12 protein-coding genes and 2 pseudogenes are annotated in these 19,145 nt (G+C 68.7%); 6 read left to right on the plus strand and 8 right to left on the minus strand.

What is annotated here, in order from left to right:
* Positions 1-105: 105 nt before the first annotated feature.
* The 4 genes and pseudogenes from AB0H00_RS14915 to AB0H00_RS14930 all read left to right on the plus strand — a co-directional run.
* A pseudogene (locus AB0H00_RS14915) lies at positions 106-3,858 on the plus strand (ATP-dependent helicase); the annotation flags it as partial.
* Between the two features lie 387 nt (positions 3,859-4,245).
* A pseudogene (locus AB0H00_RS14920) lies at positions 4,246-5,175 on the plus strand (ATP-dependent helicase); the annotation flags it as partial.
* Between the two features lie 54 nt (positions 5,176-5,229).
* A complete protein-coding gene (locus tag AB0H00_RS14925; RefSeq protein ID WP_357265938.1) occupies positions 5,230-6,042 on the plus strand; it encodes a DNA-formamidopyrimidine glycosylase family protein in 813 nt (270 codons plus the stop codon).
* Between the two features lie 81 nt (positions 6,043-6,123).
* Positions 6,124-6,306: a hypothetical protein gene (locus tag AB0H00_RS14930; protein WP_357265940.1), complete on the plus strand. Its 183-nt coding sequence runs from the start codon at positions 6,124-6,126 to the stop codon at positions 6,304-6,306.
* 74 nt (positions 6,307-6,380) lie between these two features.
* On the opposite strand, the gene AB0H00_RS14935 is transcribed toward AB0H00_RS14930, so the two are convergent.
* Positions 6,381-8,114 carry a glycerol-3-phosphate dehydrogenase/oxidase gene (locus AB0H00_RS14935; RefSeq protein WP_357265942.1) on the minus strand — a complete coding sequence of 578 codons (1,734 nt, stop codon included), beginning with the start codon at positions 8,112-8,114 and terminating at the stop codon, positions 6,381-6,383.
* A gap of 403 nt (positions 8,115-8,517) precedes the next feature.
* On the opposite strand from AB0H00_RS14935, the gene glpK reads away from it, so the two are divergent.
* On the plus strand, positions 8,518-10,017 hold the full coding sequence (gene glpK / locus AB0H00_RS14940; RefSeq protein WP_357265944.1) for a glycerol kinase GlpK: 1,500 nt from the start codon (positions 8,518-8,520) through the stop codon (positions 10,015-10,017).
* A gap of 34 nt (positions 10,018-10,051) precedes the next feature.
* Here glpK and AB0H00_RS14945 read toward each other — a convergent pair whose 3' ends face one another.
* The 4 genes from AB0H00_RS14945 to AB0H00_RS14960 form a co-directional block, all read right to left on the minus strand.
* A complete protein-coding gene (locus tag AB0H00_RS14945) occupies positions 10,052-11,230 on the minus strand; it encodes a PLP-dependent aminotransferase family protein (protein WP_357265945.1) in 1,179 nt (392 codons plus the stop codon).
* A 91-nt stretch (positions 11,231-11,321) separates the two neighbouring features.
* Positions 11,322-12,326, minus strand: coding sequence for a hypothetical protein (locus tag AB0H00_RS14950; RefSeq protein ID WP_357265947.1), 1,005 nt, complete (start codon positions 12,324-12,326; stop codon positions 11,322-11,324).
* Between the two features lie 74 nt (positions 12,327-12,400).
* The gene (locus AB0H00_RS14955) at positions 12,401-13,399 is read right to left on the minus strand and encodes a hypothetical protein (protein ID WP_357265949.1); all 999 of its coding nucleotides are present in this window, start codon (positions 13,397-13,399) and stop codon (positions 12,401-12,403) included.
* 296 nt (positions 13,400-13,695) lie between these two features.
* Positions 13,696-15,099 carry an NAD(P)H-quinone dehydrogenase gene (locus tag AB0H00_RS14960; protein ID WP_357265951.1) on the minus strand — a complete coding sequence of 468 codons (1,404 nt, stop codon included), beginning with the start codon at positions 15,097-15,099 and terminating at the stop codon, positions 13,696-13,698.
* A 169-nt stretch (positions 15,100-15,268) separates the two neighbouring features.
* Between AB0H00_RS14960 and AB0H00_RS14965 the strand changes: the two genes are divergently transcribed.
* Entirely contained in the window at positions 15,269-15,745 is a 477-nt protein-coding gene (locus AB0H00_RS14965; RefSeq protein WP_357265953.1) for a gamma-glutamylcyclotransferase, read from the plus strand.
* Between the two features lie 73 nt (positions 15,746-15,818).
* Here the strand turns inward: AB0H00_RS14965 and AB0H00_RS14970 are convergent, their stop codons facing one another.
* The 3 genes from AB0H00_RS14970 to AB0H00_RS14980 form a co-directional block, all read right to left on the minus strand.
* The gene (locus tag AB0H00_RS14970; protein WP_357265955.1) at positions 15,819-16,979 is read right to left on the minus strand and encodes a M20 family metallopeptidase; all 1,161 of its coding nucleotides are present in this window, start codon (positions 16,977-16,979) and stop codon (positions 15,819-15,821) included.
* A gap of 83 nt (positions 16,980-17,062) precedes the next feature.
* Positions 17,063-18,304 carry a M20 family metallopeptidase gene (locus AB0H00_RS14975; RefSeq protein ID WP_357265957.1) on the minus strand — a complete coding sequence of 414 codons (1,242 nt, stop codon included), beginning with the start codon at positions 18,302-18,304 and terminating at the stop codon, positions 17,063-17,065.
* Positions 18,305-18,434: 130 nt separating this feature from the next.
* Complete coding sequence (locus AB0H00_RS14980) at positions 18,435-19,139, minus strand: enoyl-CoA hydratase-related protein (RefSeq protein ID WP_357265959.1); 705 nt, start codon at positions 19,137-19,139, stop codon at positions 18,435-18,437.
* Positions 19,140-19,145 lie beyond the last annotated feature (6 nt).

The following is a 19,145-nucleotide window of genomic DNA, read 5'->3' on the forward strand; positions in this document are numbered from 1 at the left end:
GTACCTCGATTGCTCCCGCTTCGCTCGTGGAACGGTGCGGACGTGCTTGTCGGTGTCTGGGTGCACACTGATGCCATGGCCCAGTTCTCCCGTGCGACCAAGGAGTGGTTCGACGGCGCGTTCCCTGGGCCGACATCCGCTCAGCTCGGGGCGTGGGATGCCATCGCGGCGGGCGACCACACGCTGGTCATCGCGCCGACGGGGTCAGGGAAGACGCTCTCGGCGTTCCTTTGGGCGATCGATCGGCTGGCGACGCGGGAACGGCCCGCCGAGAAGACCGGGACCTCGGTGCTCTACGTCTCCCCCTTGAAGGCGCTCGCGGTGGACGTGGAGCGCAATCTGCGTGCGCCGCTGGTCGGCGTCACGCAGACCGCCATGCGGCTCGGACTCGATTCACCGCGGATCACCGTTGGAGTCCGCTCGGGCGACACCAGCGCCGCGGAGCGCCGGTCTCTGCAGCGCACCCCGCCGGATATCCTGATCACGACGCCGGAATCGCTGTTCCTGATGCTCACCTCGGCGGCACGAGAGACGCTGCGGGATGTGAGCACGGTGATCGTGGACGAGGTGCACGCGATCGCCGGTTCCAAGCGCGGCGCACATCTGGCGTTGTCGCTGGCCCGGCTCGACCTGCTGACCGAGCGGCCCGCGCAGCGGATCGGCCTGTCCGCCACCGTCCGCCCCCCGGAGGAGGTCGGTCGGTTCCTGGTCGGCAACGCGCCGATCACGCTGGTCGCGCCGCCCGCACCGAAGACGTTCGACCTGTCGGTGCGCGTGCCGGTGCCGGACATGACCGAGCCGGGCGACTCCGACCAGCCGGGATCGATTTGGCCGCATGTGGACGAAGCGATCGTGGACCTCGTTCTGGAACATCGGTCCTCGATCGTGTTCGCGAACTCCCGCAGGCTGGCCGAGCGTCTCACGGCCAGGCTGAACGAGGCCTATGCGGCGAGGCTCGACGAGCAGCCGGTGGAGACCATGCCCGATACGGCGCGCGCCGGTCACAAGCCGCCCGCCCAGCTCGGGCCGTCCACCGAGGTGACCCACGGCGCTGGAGCACTGCTGACGCGGGCCCACCACGGTTCGGTGAGCAAGGAGCAGCGCGCGCTGATCGAAGACGATTTGAAGAGCGGACGGCTGCGCTGCGTCGTCGCGACCAGCAGCCTGGAGCTCGGCATCGACATGGGCGCGGTCGATCTCGTGGTGCAGGTGGAGGCGCCGCCTTCGGTGGCGAGTGGGTTGCAGCGGATCGGACGGGCCGGACACCAGGTCGGCGAGATCTCGCGAGGGGTGATCTTCCCGAAGCATCGCACCGACGTCATCCATTGCGCGGTGGCCGCCCAGCGGATGGCCGCGGGGCGGATCGAGGCGATCCAGATTCCCGCGCACCCGCTGGACATCCTCGCCCAGCAGACGGTCGCCGCGTGCGCTCTCGACCCGATCGACGTCGACGCGTGGTTCGAGGTCGTTCGCGGCACGGGAAGTTATGCGTCACTGCCGCGTTCGGCCTACGAGTCGGTGCTGGATCTGCTGTCGGGCCGGTATCCCTCGGACGAGTTCGCCGAGCTGAGGCCCCGGCTGGTCTGGGACCGCGACGCGGGAACGCTGACGGGGCGGCCCGGCGCGCAACGCCTGGCGGTGACCTCGGGAGGAGCGATTCCGGACCGCGGCATGTTCGCGGTGTACATGGTCGGTGAGAAGGCGTCACGGGTTGGCGAACTCGACGAGGAGATGGTCTACGAGTCGCGGGTCGGCGACGTGTTCGCGCTCGGCGCGACAAGTTGGCGGATCGAAGAGATCACATTCGACCGGGTGCTTGTGACACCCGCGTTCGGACAGCCGGGCCGGTTGCCGTTCTGGCACGGCGACGGGCTCGGGCGGCCCGCGGAACTCGGTGCGGCGCTCGGCGAGTTCGTACGCATGGTCGGACAGCAGCGCGCCTCCGAGTCGATCCCCGCGGGGGATACGCGAAAACCGATGCGACGCAAGGGCATTGCCGCGCCAGAGGAGTCGAGGTCCCCTGACGCGGCGGCGTCGGATGTGCCTGCACCCGGTTCGGTCGCGCCGGGCTCGGTAGCCGTTGGTTCGGTGACTTCTTACGCGCAAGCTGAGCACGCAGAACCCGGCCGCCCGGCCGACACGTCCGCTCAGCGGCCATCGCGGCGAAAGTCCGCCGATCCCGTCACGGGACGGGCGCACGACGGCATCACACAACTCATGGGCTCGGCCGGACTCGACGACAACGCGACGGCGAACCTGATCACGTTGCTGGACGAACAGCGCACCGCGACCGGACAGCTGCCCACCGATCGCACCCTGGTGGTCGAGCGGTTCCGCGACGAGCTCGGCGACTGGCGGCTGGTCCTGCATTCGCCGTACGGCCTGCCGGTGCACGCGCCGTGGGCGCTGGCCATCGGGGCGCGGCTGCGCGAGCGGTTCGGCGTGGACGCCACGCCGAACGCCTCCGATGACGGCATTGTCCTGCGGCTGCCCGACACCACGGACGATCCGCCCGGCGCCGAGCTGTTCGTCTTCGAGCCCGACGAGATCGATGACATCGTCACCGAGCAGGTCGGCGGCTCGGCATTGTTCGCCTCCCGATTCCGCGAGTGCGCGGCGCGCGCACTGCTGCTGCCCCGCCGCGACCCGGGCAAGCGCGCACCACTGTGGCAGCAGCGTCAGCGCTCGGCCCAACTGCTCGACGTCGCACGCAAGTTTCCCGAGTTCCCGATCCTGCTGGAGACGGTGCGCGAATGCCTGCGTGACGTCTACGACCTGCCGTCGCTGCGCGACCTGCTCGGACGGGTGGCGCGACGCCAGTTGCGGCTGGTCGAGGTGGCGACAGCGACGCCGTCACCGTTCGCGAACGCCCTACTGTTCGACTACATCGGGCAGTTCATGTACGACGGGGACAGCCCGCTGGCCGAGCGCCGCGCCGCCGCCCTCTCACTCGACTCCGGGCTGCTCGCCGAACTACTCGGCCGGGTCAAGCTGCGCGAGCTGCTGGACGCCACGGTCATCGAGCAGACCGAACGGGAATTGCAGCGGCTGACACCGGAACGCCGCGCCAGAGACGCCGAGGGCTTGGCGGATCTGCTGCGGCTGCTCGGTCCGCTCACCACCGCCGAGGCCGCCGAGCGCTGCGATGAGGACCCTGCCCCCTGGTTCGCCGGGCTCGCGTCTTCGCGTCGAGCACTGGAGGTTTCGTTCGCGGGCCGGAGCTGGTGGGTGGCGGTGGAGGATGCGGCGCGGCTGCGCGACGCGCTGGGAGTGCCGTTGCCGATCGGCACGCCGTCGGCTTTCATCGAACCGGTGGCCGACCCGCTCGGTGACCTTGTCGGCCGCTACGCCCGCACACACGGCCCGTTCGGCGTCGAAGCGGTCGCGGCGCGGTTCGGTCTCGGAACCGCCGTCGCCGCCACCGCGCTGCGTCGGCTCGCCGCCGAAAAGAGGCTGGTGGAGGGCGAATTCACGCCCGCCGCCACCGGCTCGGAATGGTGCGACGCACAGGTGCTGCGCCGCCTGCGCCGCCGGTCACTCGCCGCGGCACGGCACGATGTCGAGCCGGTCTCGACCGCCGCGCTCGGCTGCTTCCTTGCCTCATGGCAGCACATCGACACGGGCGAGCTGCGCGGCGTCGACGGCGTGGCGACCGTCGTGGAACAGCTCGCGGGCGTCCCGATTCCGGCGTCAGCCTGGGAATCGCTCGTCCTGCCCGCGCGGGTGCGCGACTACTCCCCCGCCATGCTCGACGAACTCATGGCGACCGGCGAGGTGATCTGGTCCGGCCACGGCGCCATCACCGCCAAGGACGGCTGGATCGCCCTGCACCTGGCCGATCAAGCCCCGTTCACCTTGACGCCACCGGACGACATCGACCTCTCCGAGATTCAACTGCGACTGCTCACCGCGCTTGGCGCGTCCCTGGTGCCGAGGACTCCGCTTCCTCCCGCCGAGGACCCGCTCGGCCGAGCACCGGTGTCGCTCGATGAACCGCATTCGCGCGGCGAAACCGGGGAAGACTTCGGGATGCCCACGGATTCGACCGACCAACGCTCGGCGCGCCGAACGCCGCAGAATGCTCGTGACTCGGCGAACCATGCGCAGGCACCCGACGGGAGCGGGCCCGGCTCCACGAGCGCGAATCGGGGCGCCGCCGGACGACGATCACCCTCCGAACACTCCGCGGCAGTGTGGTCGGACGCTTCCGCCTCCGGCGCCCCCCAACTCGTTCCGGTACCGCAGGCCGGCGGCGCGTTCTTCTTCCGGCAGCTCTCCGATGCGACCGGCCTGCTCGACGACAGTGCGGTAGCCGCTGCGCTATGGGAATTGGTCTGGGCGGGCATAGTTTCCGGCGACACGTTTGCGCCTGTGCGTGCGCTGCTGTCCGGCACGACGCGGACCACCACCGCGCACCGGACACCGCGCCGCGCGCCGCGCGGCCGGGCCTACCTGCCCCGACCGAGCATGCCGACCCGATCCGGCCCGCCCGCGGTCGCCGGGCGGTGGTCGCTGCTGCCGGAGCGGATATCGGACAACACCGTGCGCGCGCACGCGACCGCGGACCTGCTGCTGGAGCGATACGGGGTGCTGACCAGAGGCTCGGTGCAGAACGAGGGTGTGCCCGGCGGGTTCGCGCTGATGTATCGGGTGCTCACCGAGTTCGAAGATCGTGGGCGCTGCCGCCGAGGCTATTTCGTCGACTCGCTGGGCGGCGCCCAGTTCTCCACCACTGACGTGGTCGACCGGCTGCGCTCCTTCGACACCGAACGCACTCGTCCCGAGTCCAGGCAGCCGACCGGCACGGCGCTGGCACTGGCGGCGTCGGATCCCGCGAACCCGTACGGCGCCGCGCTGGCCTGGCCGAAGGGCGACGTCGAGGGCGGACATCGGCCGGGACGCAAAGCCGGGGCCCTCGTCGTGCTCGTCGACGGTGAACTGGTCCTGTACCTGGAACGGGGCGGCAAGACCCTGCTGACCTTCACCGAGGCCCCGGAGGCTCGCCGCCGTGCCGCGCAGGCGCTGGCCGACCTGGTGCATCGCCGCCGGGTGGACTCGCTGGTGATCGACCGCGTCAACGGCGACTCCGTGCACGGAAACACCTTCGCCGGTTTCCTCACCGAGGCGGGCTTCTCCGCCACCCCACGCGGGCTGCGCCTGCGGAGCCGCCCGTGAACCCGCACACTTGGGTGAGCCGCGGAGCCGACGCCGCGGAGCCGGAGCCGCCGTATGCCTGAGGGCGACACGGTCTACCTGACCGCCGGACGTCTCCGTGCCGCGCTGGCCGGCAAAGAACTGACCCGCAGCGATTTCCGCGTGCCGCGGTTCGCGACGGTCGACCTGCGCGGACAGGTGGTCGAGAGCGTCGGCAGCTATGGGAAGCATCTATTCATCCGAACGCCGACCTGGAGCATCCATAGCCACCTCAAGATGGAGGGCAGCTGGCGCGTCTTCCACTGCGGGCAGCGGTGGACCGGCCCCCGAGTTGCCGCGCGGGTCGTGCTGGGCACCGACGAGGTGGAGGCCGTCGGGTTCTCGCTGGGCACTGTCGAGGTGGTGCGGGTGAGCGAGGAGCACCGGATCGTCGACCACCTCGGGCCGGACCTGCTCGGGTCGAATTGGGACGCGGCCGAAGCCGTCCGGCGGCTGAAGCGGTATCCGAATCAAGCTATCGGCGTAGCGCTGCTCGACCAGCGCAATCTTGCCGGCATCGGCAATATCTTCCGCAGCGAAGTGTGCTTTCTGCGCCGAATCCACCCGGCCACCAGGGTCGGCGACATCCCTGACCTGTTCGCGCTGGCCAACGAGGCGCACCGGGTGCTGACCGAGGCCGTCGACAAACCCCCGCGCCGCCCGCTGGCCTTTGGCCGCACGCACCGCCCGTGCCAACGCTGCGGTACACCGCTGGTCGCCGACCTGCTCGGCGACACCGCTCCCGACTCCGACCGTGTCGTCCAACGAGAACGCGGTATCTACTTCTGCCCGCGCTGTCAGCCGATGCCGGCTACCTGGATCAGGCGGGATGCCGCGACTGGAATGTAATTCGCCACTCCATTGCTAACGATCCACGCCCGCGCCACGACATGCAGTGTGGCAGGCCGGATCCAGCACGGGAGCAGACACATGACGACGGTATCGCAATCGAGCACGCGGCTGCTCCTCGCGATCTCCATGCGTCTTCTGGTCGCCGCCATGGCGGCCCTCGCCACCGTCGCGTTCACTTACCTTCTGCTGCACCCGAATTCGTCGACCCGCGCCCCGGAATCCCCGCGCGCGCCCGTGTCGACGATGTCGCCGCATCCTTGACACTCGACCAACCCACCCGATCTGGATGAGGCTGCCACAGGTGGTCTAGCACGAAGCTCGGGCAGACGGTTGGATCAGCCTTCCCATGGCACGGGCTCCAGGAGTTCCGGCCGGGGTTCGGGCGCCGCGACGCGGAGGGCGTCGGCGGAGGCGTCGTCCGGCTGGGTCTGCGAGCGGATCTCCGCCTCGACGCGCGCCTGATAGGTCTGGACTTCCCGGTCGATCTCGTCCGCGTCCCAGCCCAGGATCGGCGCGACCAATCCGGCCACCTGTTCGGCACAGTTGGCGCCCCGGTGCGGGTACTCGATCGAGATCCTGGTCCGCCGGGCCAGAATGTCGTCCAGGTGCAGCGCGCCCTCGGCTTCCGCCGCGTATACCGCCTCCACCTGCAGATACGACGGAGCGTCCGTGAGCGGCTGCAATAGTTCGGGTTTGCCATCGGCGAAGGCCATCACTTGGTCGATCAGCGAGCCATAGCGGTCGAGCAGGTGCTTGATCCGATACGGGTGCACACCGTATGCCTCGGCCAGCTGCACCGTCTGATTGACCAGCGCGAAGTAGCCGTCCGCGCCGAGCAGCGGCACCTTCTCGGTGATCGAGGGCGAGACCCGGGCCGGAATGTCCTGTGCCGCTTCGTCTACCGCGTCATAGGCCATCACGCGGTAGGTGGTGTACTTGCCGCCCGCGATGCCGACCAGTCCGGGTGCCACCCGAGCGACGGCGTGCTCACGCGACAGCTTGGAGGTCTCGTCGCTCTCGCCCGCCAGCAGCGGCCGCAGTCCCGCGTACACACCGTCGATGTCGTCCGGGGTGAGCGGGGTGACCAGCACCTGGTTCACCCGGTCGAGCAGGTAGTCGACGTCGGCCTTGGTGGCCGCCGGATGCGCGAGGTCGAGGTTCCAGTGGGTGTCGGTCGTACCGATGATCCAGTGCGTACCCCACGGGATGACGAACAACACCGAGGACGCGGTGCGCAGAATGATCGCGGTGTCGCTGACGATCCGGTCGCGCGGCACCACGATATGCACCCCTTTGGAGGCGCGGACGTGGAACCGGCCCCTCTGCTGGGAGAGAGCCTGGACCTCGTCGGTCCACACGCCGGTCGCGTTGATCACCACGTGTCCACGCACTTCTCCGGTGCGCCCGTCCTCGGTGTCGCGCACCTTCACGCCCACCACCCGGTCGGCCTCGCGCAGGAAACCGACCACCTGGGTGGAGGCACGGATCACCGCACCGTAGTGTGCGGCGGTGCGGGCCACGGTCATGGTGTGGCGCGCGTCGTCGACCACCGTGTCGTAGTAGCTGACGCCGCCGATCAGTGCGTCGCGCCGCAACCCCGGCGCCAGCCGCAACGCGCCGGCACGGGTGAGATGTCGTTGTCCAGGGACGGATTTGGCACCACCCATGGTGTCGTAGAGGACCAGCCCGGCCGCGACGTACGGACGCTCCCACGCTCGATGGGTCAGCGGGTACAGGAAGCGCAGCGGCTTCACCAGATGGGGCGCCAGGGTCGACAGCGCGAGTTCACGTTCCCGCAGGGCCTCGCGCACCAGTCCGAACTCCAACTGCTCCAGATAACGCAGTCCGCCGTGGAACATCTTCGACGAGCGACTGGAGGTGCCCGAGGCGAGATCGCGCGCCTCGACCAGTGCGACCTGCAGGCCCCGGGTCGCCGCGTCCAGGGCGATCCCAGCGCCGACCACGCCACCGCCGACCACGACCACGTCGAAATGATCCTTGTCGAAGCGCTCCCACGCCGTTCTGCGCTGCTCCGGGCCGAGGAACTGCGAAACCGGTTTCTTGGTCATGCTCGACTCCTCCAACCGATGCGGATGTATCCGATCGAGCCGTTCGACTCCAGGCTAGGCGAATCGCCGTTGCTCGACCGGACGCGTCCGTGTCGTCATGCACTACTCTTCGGTAACAAGACCACCCTAACCGAGCGGCCGGCCATCGCGCGGCCCTCGCAACCGCACCGGCCCGACCCCTCATTGCGGGCGTGAACCGAGGGTCGGGCTCGCTACGTCGTGGGCACCTCCGGTCAAATCGAGGGCGCAACCTACCGCACGCCCATCGGCCCATTCCCCGGTTCCGAGCGCAGCGAGACCGAGCATTCCCCGTTCGCGGCCCGGCTCAGGGGGCCGCGAACCCGCCGCGCCCGCGCGGCCAAAGACACAGCAAAAACAAACACAGCGCTGCAAAATACAACACATGCGTCGCTATGTGGCCGCCATCGACCAAGGCACGACCTCGAGTCGGTGCATCGTCTTCGACCGCCAGGGCCGCGTCGTCGGTGTCGCCCAGCGGGAACACGAACAGATCTTCCCACGGCCAGGCTGGGTCGAGCACGATCCCGAAACCATTTGGCGCAATGTCGAACTCGTGCTCGGCGAGGTGCTGGAGCGCAACGGGCTCACCCGCGACGACATCGCCGCGGCCGGGGTCACCAATCAGCGCGAGACTACGGTGGTGTGGGATCGCAACACCGGCAAGCCGGTGCACAACGCCATCGTCTGGCAGGACACCCGCACCGATCGGCTGTGCACCGAGCTGGGCGGCGAGGCGGGAGCGACCCGCTACCAGGACCGCACCGGCCTGCCGCTGTCCACCTACTTCGCGGGGCCGAAGCTGCGCTGGATCCTCGACAATATCGAGGGCGCGCGGGCCCGCGCCGAGGCGGGCGAGCTGTGTTTCGGCACGGTCGACAGCTGGGTGCTGTGGAACCTCACCGGCGAGCACCTCACCGACGTGACCAATGCCTCGCGCACCATGTTGATGGATCTTCGTTCGCTGCAGTGGGATTCGCGGATCTGCGCGGAGTTCGGCGTGCCGGAGGCGATGTTGCCGCGAATCCGTAGCTCCTCGGAGGTGTACGCGGAGATCAATTCCGGGCCGTTGGCCGGGGTACCTGTGGCCGGCATTCTCGGCGACCAGCAGGCCGCCACCTTCGGCCAGGCATGTCTGGCGCCCGGCGAGGCCAAGAACACCTACGGCACCGGCAATTTCATGCTGCTGAACACCGGCACCACGCCGGTGTTCAGCAGGCACGGTCTCCTCACCACGGTGTGCTATCGCCTCGGTGACGCGGACGCCGTGTACGCGCTGGAGGGCGCCATAGCGGTCACCGGCTCGCTGGTGCAGTGGTTTCGCGACAATCTCGGCATCATCTCCGCCGCCGACGAGATCGAGCCGCTGGCCCGCAGCGTCGCCGACAACGGCGGCGCCTACATCGTCCCCGCCTTCTCCGGGCTGTTCGCGCCGCGCTGGCGACCGGACGCGCGGGGTGTGATCGCCGGGCTCACCAGGTTCGTCACCAAAGCGCATCTCGCGCGGGCGGTGCTCGAGTCCACCGCCTTCCAGACCCGCGAAGTCGTCGACGCGATGCGCGCCGACGCCGAGTCCGAACACCTCGGCCTAGAGCTCACCACACTGAAGGTGGACGGCGGCATGGTCGGCAACGACCTGCTCATGCAATTCCAGTCCGACATTCTCGACGCGCCCGTTGTGCGCCCCGTGGTCAACGAGACCACCGCGCTCGGCGCCGCCTACGCGGCGGGTCTGGCCGTCGGTTTCTGGCCGAGCACCGACGATATCCGCGCCAACTGGGCGGCCGACAAGACCTGGCACCCGACCATGTCGGACGCGGACCGGACCAAGCACCTCGAAGCATGGGACAAGGCCGTCGAACGTACCTACGGCTGGGTAGATTAGCGGCCGCGAACACGCCGCGGCCGAACAAACACAGTTATTCACCTACTGCATGGGCCAAGCGGACGGTCGCCTGCTGAAGGGTATCCGCCTCGGAAGTGGTGAAGCACAGGCGCATCGAATCGCGGTGGGCGCCGGACATCGAGAAAGCCTCGCCGGGGACGTAGGCTACGCCGAGATCGACCGCGCGCGGTAGCAGGTCCACGGTGTCGGTTCCATCGGTGAAGTCGACCCACACGAACATGCCGCCAGCGGCTTCGGTACTCACCACTCGGTCACCGAAGCGCTCGCGCATACCCCCCACCAAGACGCGCGCCCGCTCACCGTAGACGCGCCGGATCTTGTCCAGATGCGCCTCCAGCCAATCGGTGTCGTCGAGCAGGTCGGCGGCGATCTGCTGAGTCAGCGCCGAACCACACAGGTCCGCACCCTGCTTCAGCAACTCCACGCCACGGCACACCGTATTCGGTGCGATCATCCACCCCACCCGGAGTGTCGGCGCCAGCGTCTTCGACGCACTCGACAGCCGGATCACGTTGGCCGAGTAGCGCGCAACCGGCTCCGGCGATGGCCGATCGAACCACAGCTCGCCGTACGGATCGTCTTCGATCACCCAGAATCCGTACCGTTCGGCGAGTTCGGCGAGTTCGCGGCGACGCGGCAGGCTCATGGTGACGCCACGCGGATTGTGGAAATTGCTCACTGTGTGCACCAGCGCGGGGCGCTCCCCACGGCCGAGCAGTTCGACCAGCACGTCGATCCGCATGCCCTCGGCATCCAGCGGAACCGTCACGATTCGCGCTGCCGCAGCCCGAAACACTTGGAGCGCGCCGACATACGCCGGATCCTCGACCACGACGAGAGCGCCTGGATCCAGCAGCACCTCGGCAAGCAGCGACAGCGCCTGCTGCGAGCCGTGCGTGACGAACACCTCCTCGAGCGGCACCGGCCGACCGAGTCGTGCCGTCTCGCGTGCCGCCAGCACCTCGCGCAGCGGTCCCCAGCCCGCCGATTCGGTGTACTGCAGCCGTGCGCGGTCCGCGAGAGCCGACTCGGCCGCCAGCGCGATCCGATCGCGCGGCATGAGTTGCTCGTCGGGCAGCCCACCGGCCAGGCTGATGACGTCGTCGCGGGCGGTCAGCTTCAACAGGTCGCGAATCGCCGAACTCGTCAGGCCTTCGAGGTGCCGGGCCAGCGGTGGAGTGGTCGGCGACATGAAACCTCCGAGGGGCGCCACGATGGTGAGACCTCACTCTCACACACCGCTACCAGGATATGAAATCCTATTCCCAATATATGAGAGGATGTCACCGTTCCCGGATGACGAAGACCAGTTTCCTGCCGTCCCTGTCGACGGTTGTGACACTCTGCTGGTACACGATCGTCGTGCCGTTGGGGCGATGCTCGGTCAGGTCGACGTCGAAGGTGTCCTGGCCCAACTGGGTGATCCGCACGCAATGCGTGGTGCCCACCGGGATCTGCTCATCAATGGCCTTCTGGAGGACGGTGGCGGTCGAAAAATCCGCATCCGACGCAACGAACGACCTGGCCCGTTCCCCATTGCGCGCAACGTAGAACGCGTTCTGGAACCCCAGAATGGCCCCGGCCCCACTGGCGGTGTCGCCGGGGCCGTTGCCGACGGTCACTGTGCCGTCCTTGCTGGACGGGCAGCTCAACGCCGCCGTGGTGCCGCCGACGTCGGGAGCGGCGCTGGTGTCCCCGTTGTCGCGTGAGACTGCGATGATGGTCACCGTCAGCGCGATCAGCACGACCACCGCCGCAAGCGCGCCGAGTACACGCCCCCGAGCCGAGGAACCGGACCGGCCGGCGGGCGGAGGCGTTGCAGGTACGCGCAGCGCCAGCCGCATGGCGATCGGGTCCTCGGCCCAGGACAGGCCCGACTCGGACGGTAGAGGCGGTTTCGGTACGCCGCCCTCGGCGGTCGGCCGGTTCCACCATGAGTCCTGCTCGCCGTCTATGGGCTGCGGGCGCGCGGTCTCCGCGGCGGGTTGCTCGGGCTCGGCAGGCGCGGGCAGCCGTTCGGCGTGAACCGTGGAATCCGGCGCGCGATACTGCGGCGGCGGTGCGAGCGTCGCCTCCGGGTCGCCCGCGGGACGCCAGCTGAGTTCGGGGTCGGTCGGCTGCTGCGGCACCTCCCAGAGCGGTCCAGCGTCGGCGCTCATCGGCGGACCGAACTCCGAAACGGGCGGACCGAACTCCGAAACGGGCGGCCCGAACTCCCCCAACGGCGGACCGAATTCCGACCCGGACCGGCCGGATTCGTTTTCCCTCGCATCACCCTCGGAGGTCACACCCAATCCTTTCCAAGGACACACGAGTGGGGCGGTCGTGAACGACCGCCCCACTCGCCGAAATCAGGCTCGTGTCAGTACTGGAGTGAACCACCCCACTGGGTGACGACACCAGCCACCTCAACGGTCTGCGGAGCAATATCGCCCGACTGAAGCGGAAGCTTAACCTGTGCGGCGGCCTCGAGGGCAGCGGCGCCGCCCGGCTGCTCCCGGATCCAGTCCTCGACGGCGGCCTTGGCCGCGTTCAGCTGAGTGGTATCGAAGACCGCGGTGGTGTTGTTGTCGGCCAAGCCCTCGCCACCGGTGTAGGTGGTCAGCTTGACGGTGTTCTTGTCGACGAACTCCACCGAGACGCCGGCCTCGCCCGCACCGGTGGGCGTGCGGTAGCCGATGGTCCCGACGTAACCCGCCTCGTTGCTGAAGTGGTGGGTGTTGGCCACGTAGCCCGGCAGCAACGTGCCACCGTCGACATTCGCGCCGACCTCTCCGTGTGGACCGGTCATCTCCACGACCGGTGCGGGTGGGGCGGCCTGCATACGCGGCGCCTCCCACCTCGGCTGTACCAGTGTCGAGGTCTCCGGCTGCTGCGCCTCGGCGTTCTCGCCACCCGGGGCGTCCGGCTGGGTGGCATCCGGCTGCGCGCCCTGCTCCGGCGTGACCGCAGGCTGCGGCTCGCCCGGCTGCTGACCGGGGACGGGCAGCGGCGCGACGCGCGGGGGTGTCACGCCCGGCTGCGTCGGCCGGGGCAGCCGCGGATCCTTCTGGTCGGGCATGGCATGGTCCGAATCCGGGGTGGTGACGCCGGGCTGGCTCGGTGTCGGCTTGCTCTCCGGCTTCTCTGGATCCTGCTTCGATTCCGGCTTGTCCGGATCCGGCTTGGTGGTCTCCGGGGTGCTCGGCGTCTCGTTCACTCCCGGCTGCGCGGGAGCGGGCGTCGGCGGAGTGGTCGGCTGATCGTTGGGAGCCGCCCCCGCCGGCGCCGCGAAGAGAGTGGCCACCGCAGCCGCGGTGGCCAGTGGCAACGAGGTGCTCGCCATCGCTCGCTGCGTTCGACTCGGCTTACGATGTTTCACTTTTCGCAATCCTTCCCGGGGTGCGGACCGAATAGACCGCACTCTGTGGTCCCTGGGTGAGACGCCTGATCGTCGAACTAAGCCGAGTCGTTCGCCGTTCCGATTTGGAAAGAACCTATCCCCCCACACCGAACCTCGCGACCGCCCTCCGATCGCATCTCTGTCGAGGAGTGAACCACATGTGTGCACGATGGGCAACGCGGCGAATATCCAAGGGTGGCAAGAGCACCCACCCCGAACGCCTGCGCCATGTTCACGGGGCCCTATGTCCGATATCGGACACGGCACCGCACGCGTCAATCCAGGTCGTCGTGCCGCATCAGCAGACGCGCTGCCTCGGTCACCGAACCGGTGAGGGACGGGTAGACCGAGAAAGTCTGCGCCAAGTCGTTGACCGTCAGATTGTTCTGCACCGCAAGCGCGATCGGCAGGATCAGCTCCGAGGCGATCGGCGCGACGACGACGCCGCCGATCACCACACCGGTCGCGGGCCGACAGAAAATCTTGACGAAACCGCGTCGCAGCCCGGACATCTTGGCCCGCGGGTTGGTGTTCAGCGGCAGCATCACTGTGCGCGCGGGAATCTCGCCGTTGTCGATGGCGGTTTGGCTGACGCCGACGGTCGCGATCTCCGGGCGGGTGAACACCGCGGAGGCGACGGTCTTCAAGCGGATCGGGCTCACGCCCTCGCCGAGCGCGTGGTACATCGCGATGCGGCCCTGCATCGCGGCCACCGAGGCCAACGGCAGCAGGCCGGTGCAGTCGCCCGCGGCGTAGATGCCCGGCACCGACGTGCGAGACACCCGGTCCACCCGCAGGTAGCCGCCGCGGTCGAGTTCGATGCCTACCCGCTCCAACCCGAGCCCCCCGGTGTTCGGAGTGGAGCCGACGGTCATCAGCGCGTGCGAGCCGGAGACCGTGCGGCCGTCGGACAGCTTGACCACGATGCCCTCGGCGGTGTGCTCCACCGCGTCGGCGCGCGCGTGCTTGACCAGCTCGACGCCGCGCTCGGCGAGCGCGTCTTCGAGCACCAGCGCCGCGTCGGCGTCCTCGCCGGGCAGCACCCGGTCCCGGCTGGAGACCAGCTTCACCCGCACGCCCATTTCGGTGTAGGCGGAGACGAACTCGGCGCCGGTCACGCCGGAACCGACCACTACCAGCGTCTCCGGCAGTTCCTCCAGGTCGTAGAGCTGACGCCAGTTGAGAATGCGTTCGCCGTCCGGCTCGGCACCGGGCAGCACGCGGGGGCTCGCTCCGGTCGCGATCAGCACCACCTCGGCCTCGACGGTCAGCTGCGCGCCGTCGGAAAGCTTGGCGAGCACCCGGTGCGCGGCGAGGCCCGAGGCGGGATCGATCAACTCGCCGCGCCCGGACAGCACCGTCACCCCGATGGTCTGCAGTTTCGAGCGGATATCGGAGGACTGGGCAAGCGCGAGCGCCTTCACTCGCGCGTTCACCTCGGTCAGCTGCACCCGCGCCTGGTTCGGGTCGAGTGTGATGCCGAGATCGCGGGCGCGGCGCAGGTCGGTGCGCACACCGGTCGAGGCGATAAACGTCTTGGAGGGGACACAGTCCCACAGCACACACGCGCCACCGATGCCATCGGCATCGATCAGCGTCACCGACGCGCCGTGCTGGGCCGCCACCAACGCCGCCTCGTAGCCGGCTGGTCCACCACCGATGATCGCGATGCGGGTCATTGATACCTCCGCTCGAGCTTCGCGCCGGGATCTCCGGCACGTACTAAACGTTATCCGGCAACTGCCCCGCACCCCCGATCGCATTACCGGTGCGCAACAGTTCCGCGGCGCGCGCCCCGGGTGCGGCAATCAAACGCAGTCTCCGACGGTTATTGGCTACCCTTTGCAGGTGCCGATCTACGCCGCTTATGGGTCCAACATGGACTCAACGCAGATGCTCGAGCGCTGTCCGCACTCCCCCATGTCCGGGACGGGCTGGTTGGAGGGCTGGCGGCTCACCTTCGCGGGTGACGATATCTATTGGGAAGGGCCTCTCGCGACGGTTGTAGAGGAGCCGGGTTCCCGGGTGTTCGTCGTGCTCTACGACGTGTCCCCGGAGGACGAGCAGCGACTGGACCGCTGGGAGGGCTCGGACTTCGGTATCCACAAGAAGATCCGCCTGCGCGTCACCCGCAACGCGGACGGTGGCGGCGAACCCACGCTGGCCTGGCTGTATGTGCTCGACGCCTACGAGGGCGGACTACCGTCGGCCCGCTACATCGGCGTGATCGCCGACGCCGCCGAAAAAGCGGGTGCGCCAGAGGATTACGTCCACGCGCTGCGTACCCGCAACAGCCGCAACGTCGGACCTGGCAACTTCGGCTGACGGCGGGGCAGTCGAAAGGCGACAGCGGTGTGGCCGCCCCCGAAAGGCCGGCTACACCGCTGTGACGAAGAACTCAGCGCGCGTTCAGCACGAGTTTGGTCAGCACCCGGACGCCGACCGCGAGCGCCCGCTCGTCGATGTCGAAGGTCGGCTGGTGCAGATCCAACTGCTCGCCCTGCCCAGACCAGACGCCGAGGCGCGCCATCGCACCCGGCACCTCCTCCAGGTACCAGGAGAAGTCCTCGCCGCCGCCGGATTGCATGGTGTCGGCCAGCGCGTCGGGGCCGAGCTCGCGGATCACATCCTCGAACATCCGGGTGGAGTGTTCGTCGTTGACGACCGGCGGCACGCCGCGCCGGTAGTTCAACTGGTAGCGCACACCCGTCGGGGCGAGCAGGCCGTCGACGATCTCGCGCACCATCGGCTCCAACAGCGACCAGGTCGCGTGGTCGCCGGTGCGGACGGTGCCGGTGAGCATGCCCGTCTGCGGAATCGCGTTCGGCGCTTTGCCCGCGCTGACCGCACCCCACACCATCACCGTGCTGGTACGCGGGTCGATGCGGCGGCTGAGCAGACCGGGCAGGCCGGTGATCACCGTGCCGATCGCGTAGACCAGGTCGCTGGTCAGATGCGGGCGCGAAGTGTGGCCGCCCGGCGAGTCCAGCACCAGCTCGACGGTGTCGGCGGCCGAGGTGATCGCGCCGACGCGGATGCCGACCCGGCCCACCTCGAGGCGGGGGTCGCAGTGCAGCGCGAAGATCCGCTCGACGCCCGCCATCGCGCCGGTGGCAACGACGTCGATCGCACCGCCCGGCATGACCTCCTCGGCGGGCTGGAAGATCAGCCGCACTCCGACCGGCAGCTTTACCTCGGCCAGCGCCAGAGCCGTGCCGAGCAGAATCGTGGTGTGCGCGTCGTGGCCGCACGCGTGCGAGACGCCCGGCACGGTGGAGGCGAAGGCGAGTCCGGTGAACTCCTGTAGCGGGAGCGCGTCCATGTCGGCACGCAGGCCGATGCGCGGTCCCCCCGGACCGATGTCACAGATGAGTCCGGTGCCACCAGGCAGTACCTGTGGTGCGAGGCCGGCCTTGGTCAACCAGGACGAGACGAACTCGGTGGTGGCGAACTCCGTGCGAGAAAGCTCCGGGTTGGCGTGGATGTGCCTGCGCCATTGGACGAGGTCGACTGCGTGCTCGGCCAACCACGACTCGACCGCTTCCTGCCCGGTTCTCACGGCGTCCGACGATGCCGGGGTCCCGGAACCCTCCGTGGCTACGCATGGGCCCGTCGCCCGCGCCGCCGTACGGCCGGTAGTGCTCACCGAATGTCCTCCTGTCGTTGAACGAGCCGTTGCAACAACCTGTCCCTATGTATGTCATCGCGGGCGACGGCGATCGCGGTACGCGCGAGCGCGCCATCGAGAACCGCCTGATCCGCCGAGGCGTTGATGCTCGCCGCGGCGAAGCCCGGCTGATGTGTCACCGCACCACCGGCATCGATGCCGATAACCGGGTGTATGCCCGGAATGACGTTGGTGACGTTGCCCATGTCCGTGCTGCCCAGCGGCCGCTGCGCCTCGAGTTCCGGTGCGATCGGCACACGTCCCAATCCGGTGATCTGCTCACGATAGGCGAACAGTAACTCCGGATCCGGGGTGAGCTCGGTGTATGTCGGCGCGAGTGTCCGGATCTCGTGGGTGCAGCCGGTCGCGAGGGCACCCGCCTCGAAACAAGCCGACGCTCGTCGCATCAGATCGTCGAGGGATGCGGAGTCGACTGCGCGTAGGTAATACAGCAGTTCCGCACGTCCGGGCACGATGTTGGGAGCTACGCCACCGTCGCCGACTATACCGTGTAGTTGCTGGCCGGGCAGGAGATGTTGCCGCAGCAATCCGAGAGCAACCTGAGCGACGGTGACCGCGTCGCCCGCGTTGCGGCCCAGCTCCGGGGCCGCGCTGGCGTGCGCCTCGCGCCCGTGGAAGACCACCGACACGTCGGCAAGGGCCAGCGAGCGGGCACCGACGATGTCGAGTGGACCAGGGTGCACCATCATCGCCATCGCGACGTCGTCGAATACCCCGCGCTCCAGCATGAGCACCTTGCCGCCGCCACTCTCCTCGGCAGGGGTGCCGAACACCAGCACGGTGAGGCCGAGCACGTCCGCGACCTCGGCGAGGCCGAGCCCCGCGCCGACCGCGGCGGCGGCGATGACGTTGTGGCCGCAGGCATGGCCGATCTCGGGGAGCGCGTCGTACTCCGCGCAGATACCGACCGTCATAGGCCCGCTGCCGAAGCGTGCGCGGAACGCGGTGGGCAGTTCGGCGACGCCGGTCTCGATCTCGAAGCCGCGTTCGGCCAGCGGAGCGATGGCCTTGGCGACACTGCGAGTCTCCTCGAACGCCAACTCCGGTTCGGCATGAATCGCATGCGAGAGCGCGATCAGCTCGGCGGACGCCGCTTTGATCGCGGCATCGGAGCGGCCCGCCGCGTCGTCGACATCGGTGCGCAGGATGTGATCGTCGCGGTGCGATTCATGGTGTCCGCTGCGCGGTGGTGGCATGAAACACAGTCTTGCATTGCGTCGGCAAACCGGTTGTGTTTGTTTTCGGTGCCTCTCTGCCAGCGGGGTTGCTTTGCCGCGGTAGCCGCAGGACCTGAGTGTTCGCCGCCGCGGAGAACGGCAACACCGATCAGCCGGCCGCGAAGGCCAAGTTCTCCGGGGCGGTCGGTACCGCGAGGCCGGCCAGCGCCTTCGCGTGCAGCGCGCGCTTGATCACCGGCAGATTCGGCTTGCGATTGCCGGCGAGTGTCCCAGCCCGCTCGATCGCGGCCGGTAGCAACGAAGGCGCATCTGCCTTGCCGTCCACGATGCCTGCGGCGATCGCCTCGTCGGCCGGGTAGCGGTGCCCGGTGGTCATCGCCTGTACGCAGACCTGGTTGGCCAGCCGCTCGGTGAGCAGAGCGTTCATCCCGACGGTGAAAGGCATGCCCAAGTGCACCTCGGGCAGGCACCAGAAGCCGCGGTCTGCGCGCATCACCCGGAAATCGTGCGAGGTGGCAAGCATGGCGCCCGCACCGAAGGCGTGGCCGTTGATCGCGGCGACCGTCGGCATCGGGAAGGCCAGCAGACGGGTGTAGAGCGAGTGCACACGATCCAGGTAGCCGTGCATCTTGTCCAGGTTGCCGAACAGCCAATCGGTGTCCAGGCCGTTGCTGTAAAACTTTCCGTCCGCGGTGGTCACCAGGGCCGCGGGTCCCTCGAAGCTTTCGACCTGGTCCAGCAGCCCGTGGAATTCGTCGATCCAGTTCGGGTGGAAGCGGTTCTCGCTGTCGGTCTGTCCGTCGTTGCCGAGGTAGACGACGAACACTTCCCCTTGACGTTCCAGATGCGGCATGTGTGC

This window comes from Nocardia sp. NPDC023852 (genome assembly GCF_040639505.1).
In the GTDB taxonomy this organism is placed as follows: domain Bacteria; phylum Actinomycetota; class Actinomycetes; order Mycobacteriales; family Mycobacteriaceae; genus Nocardia.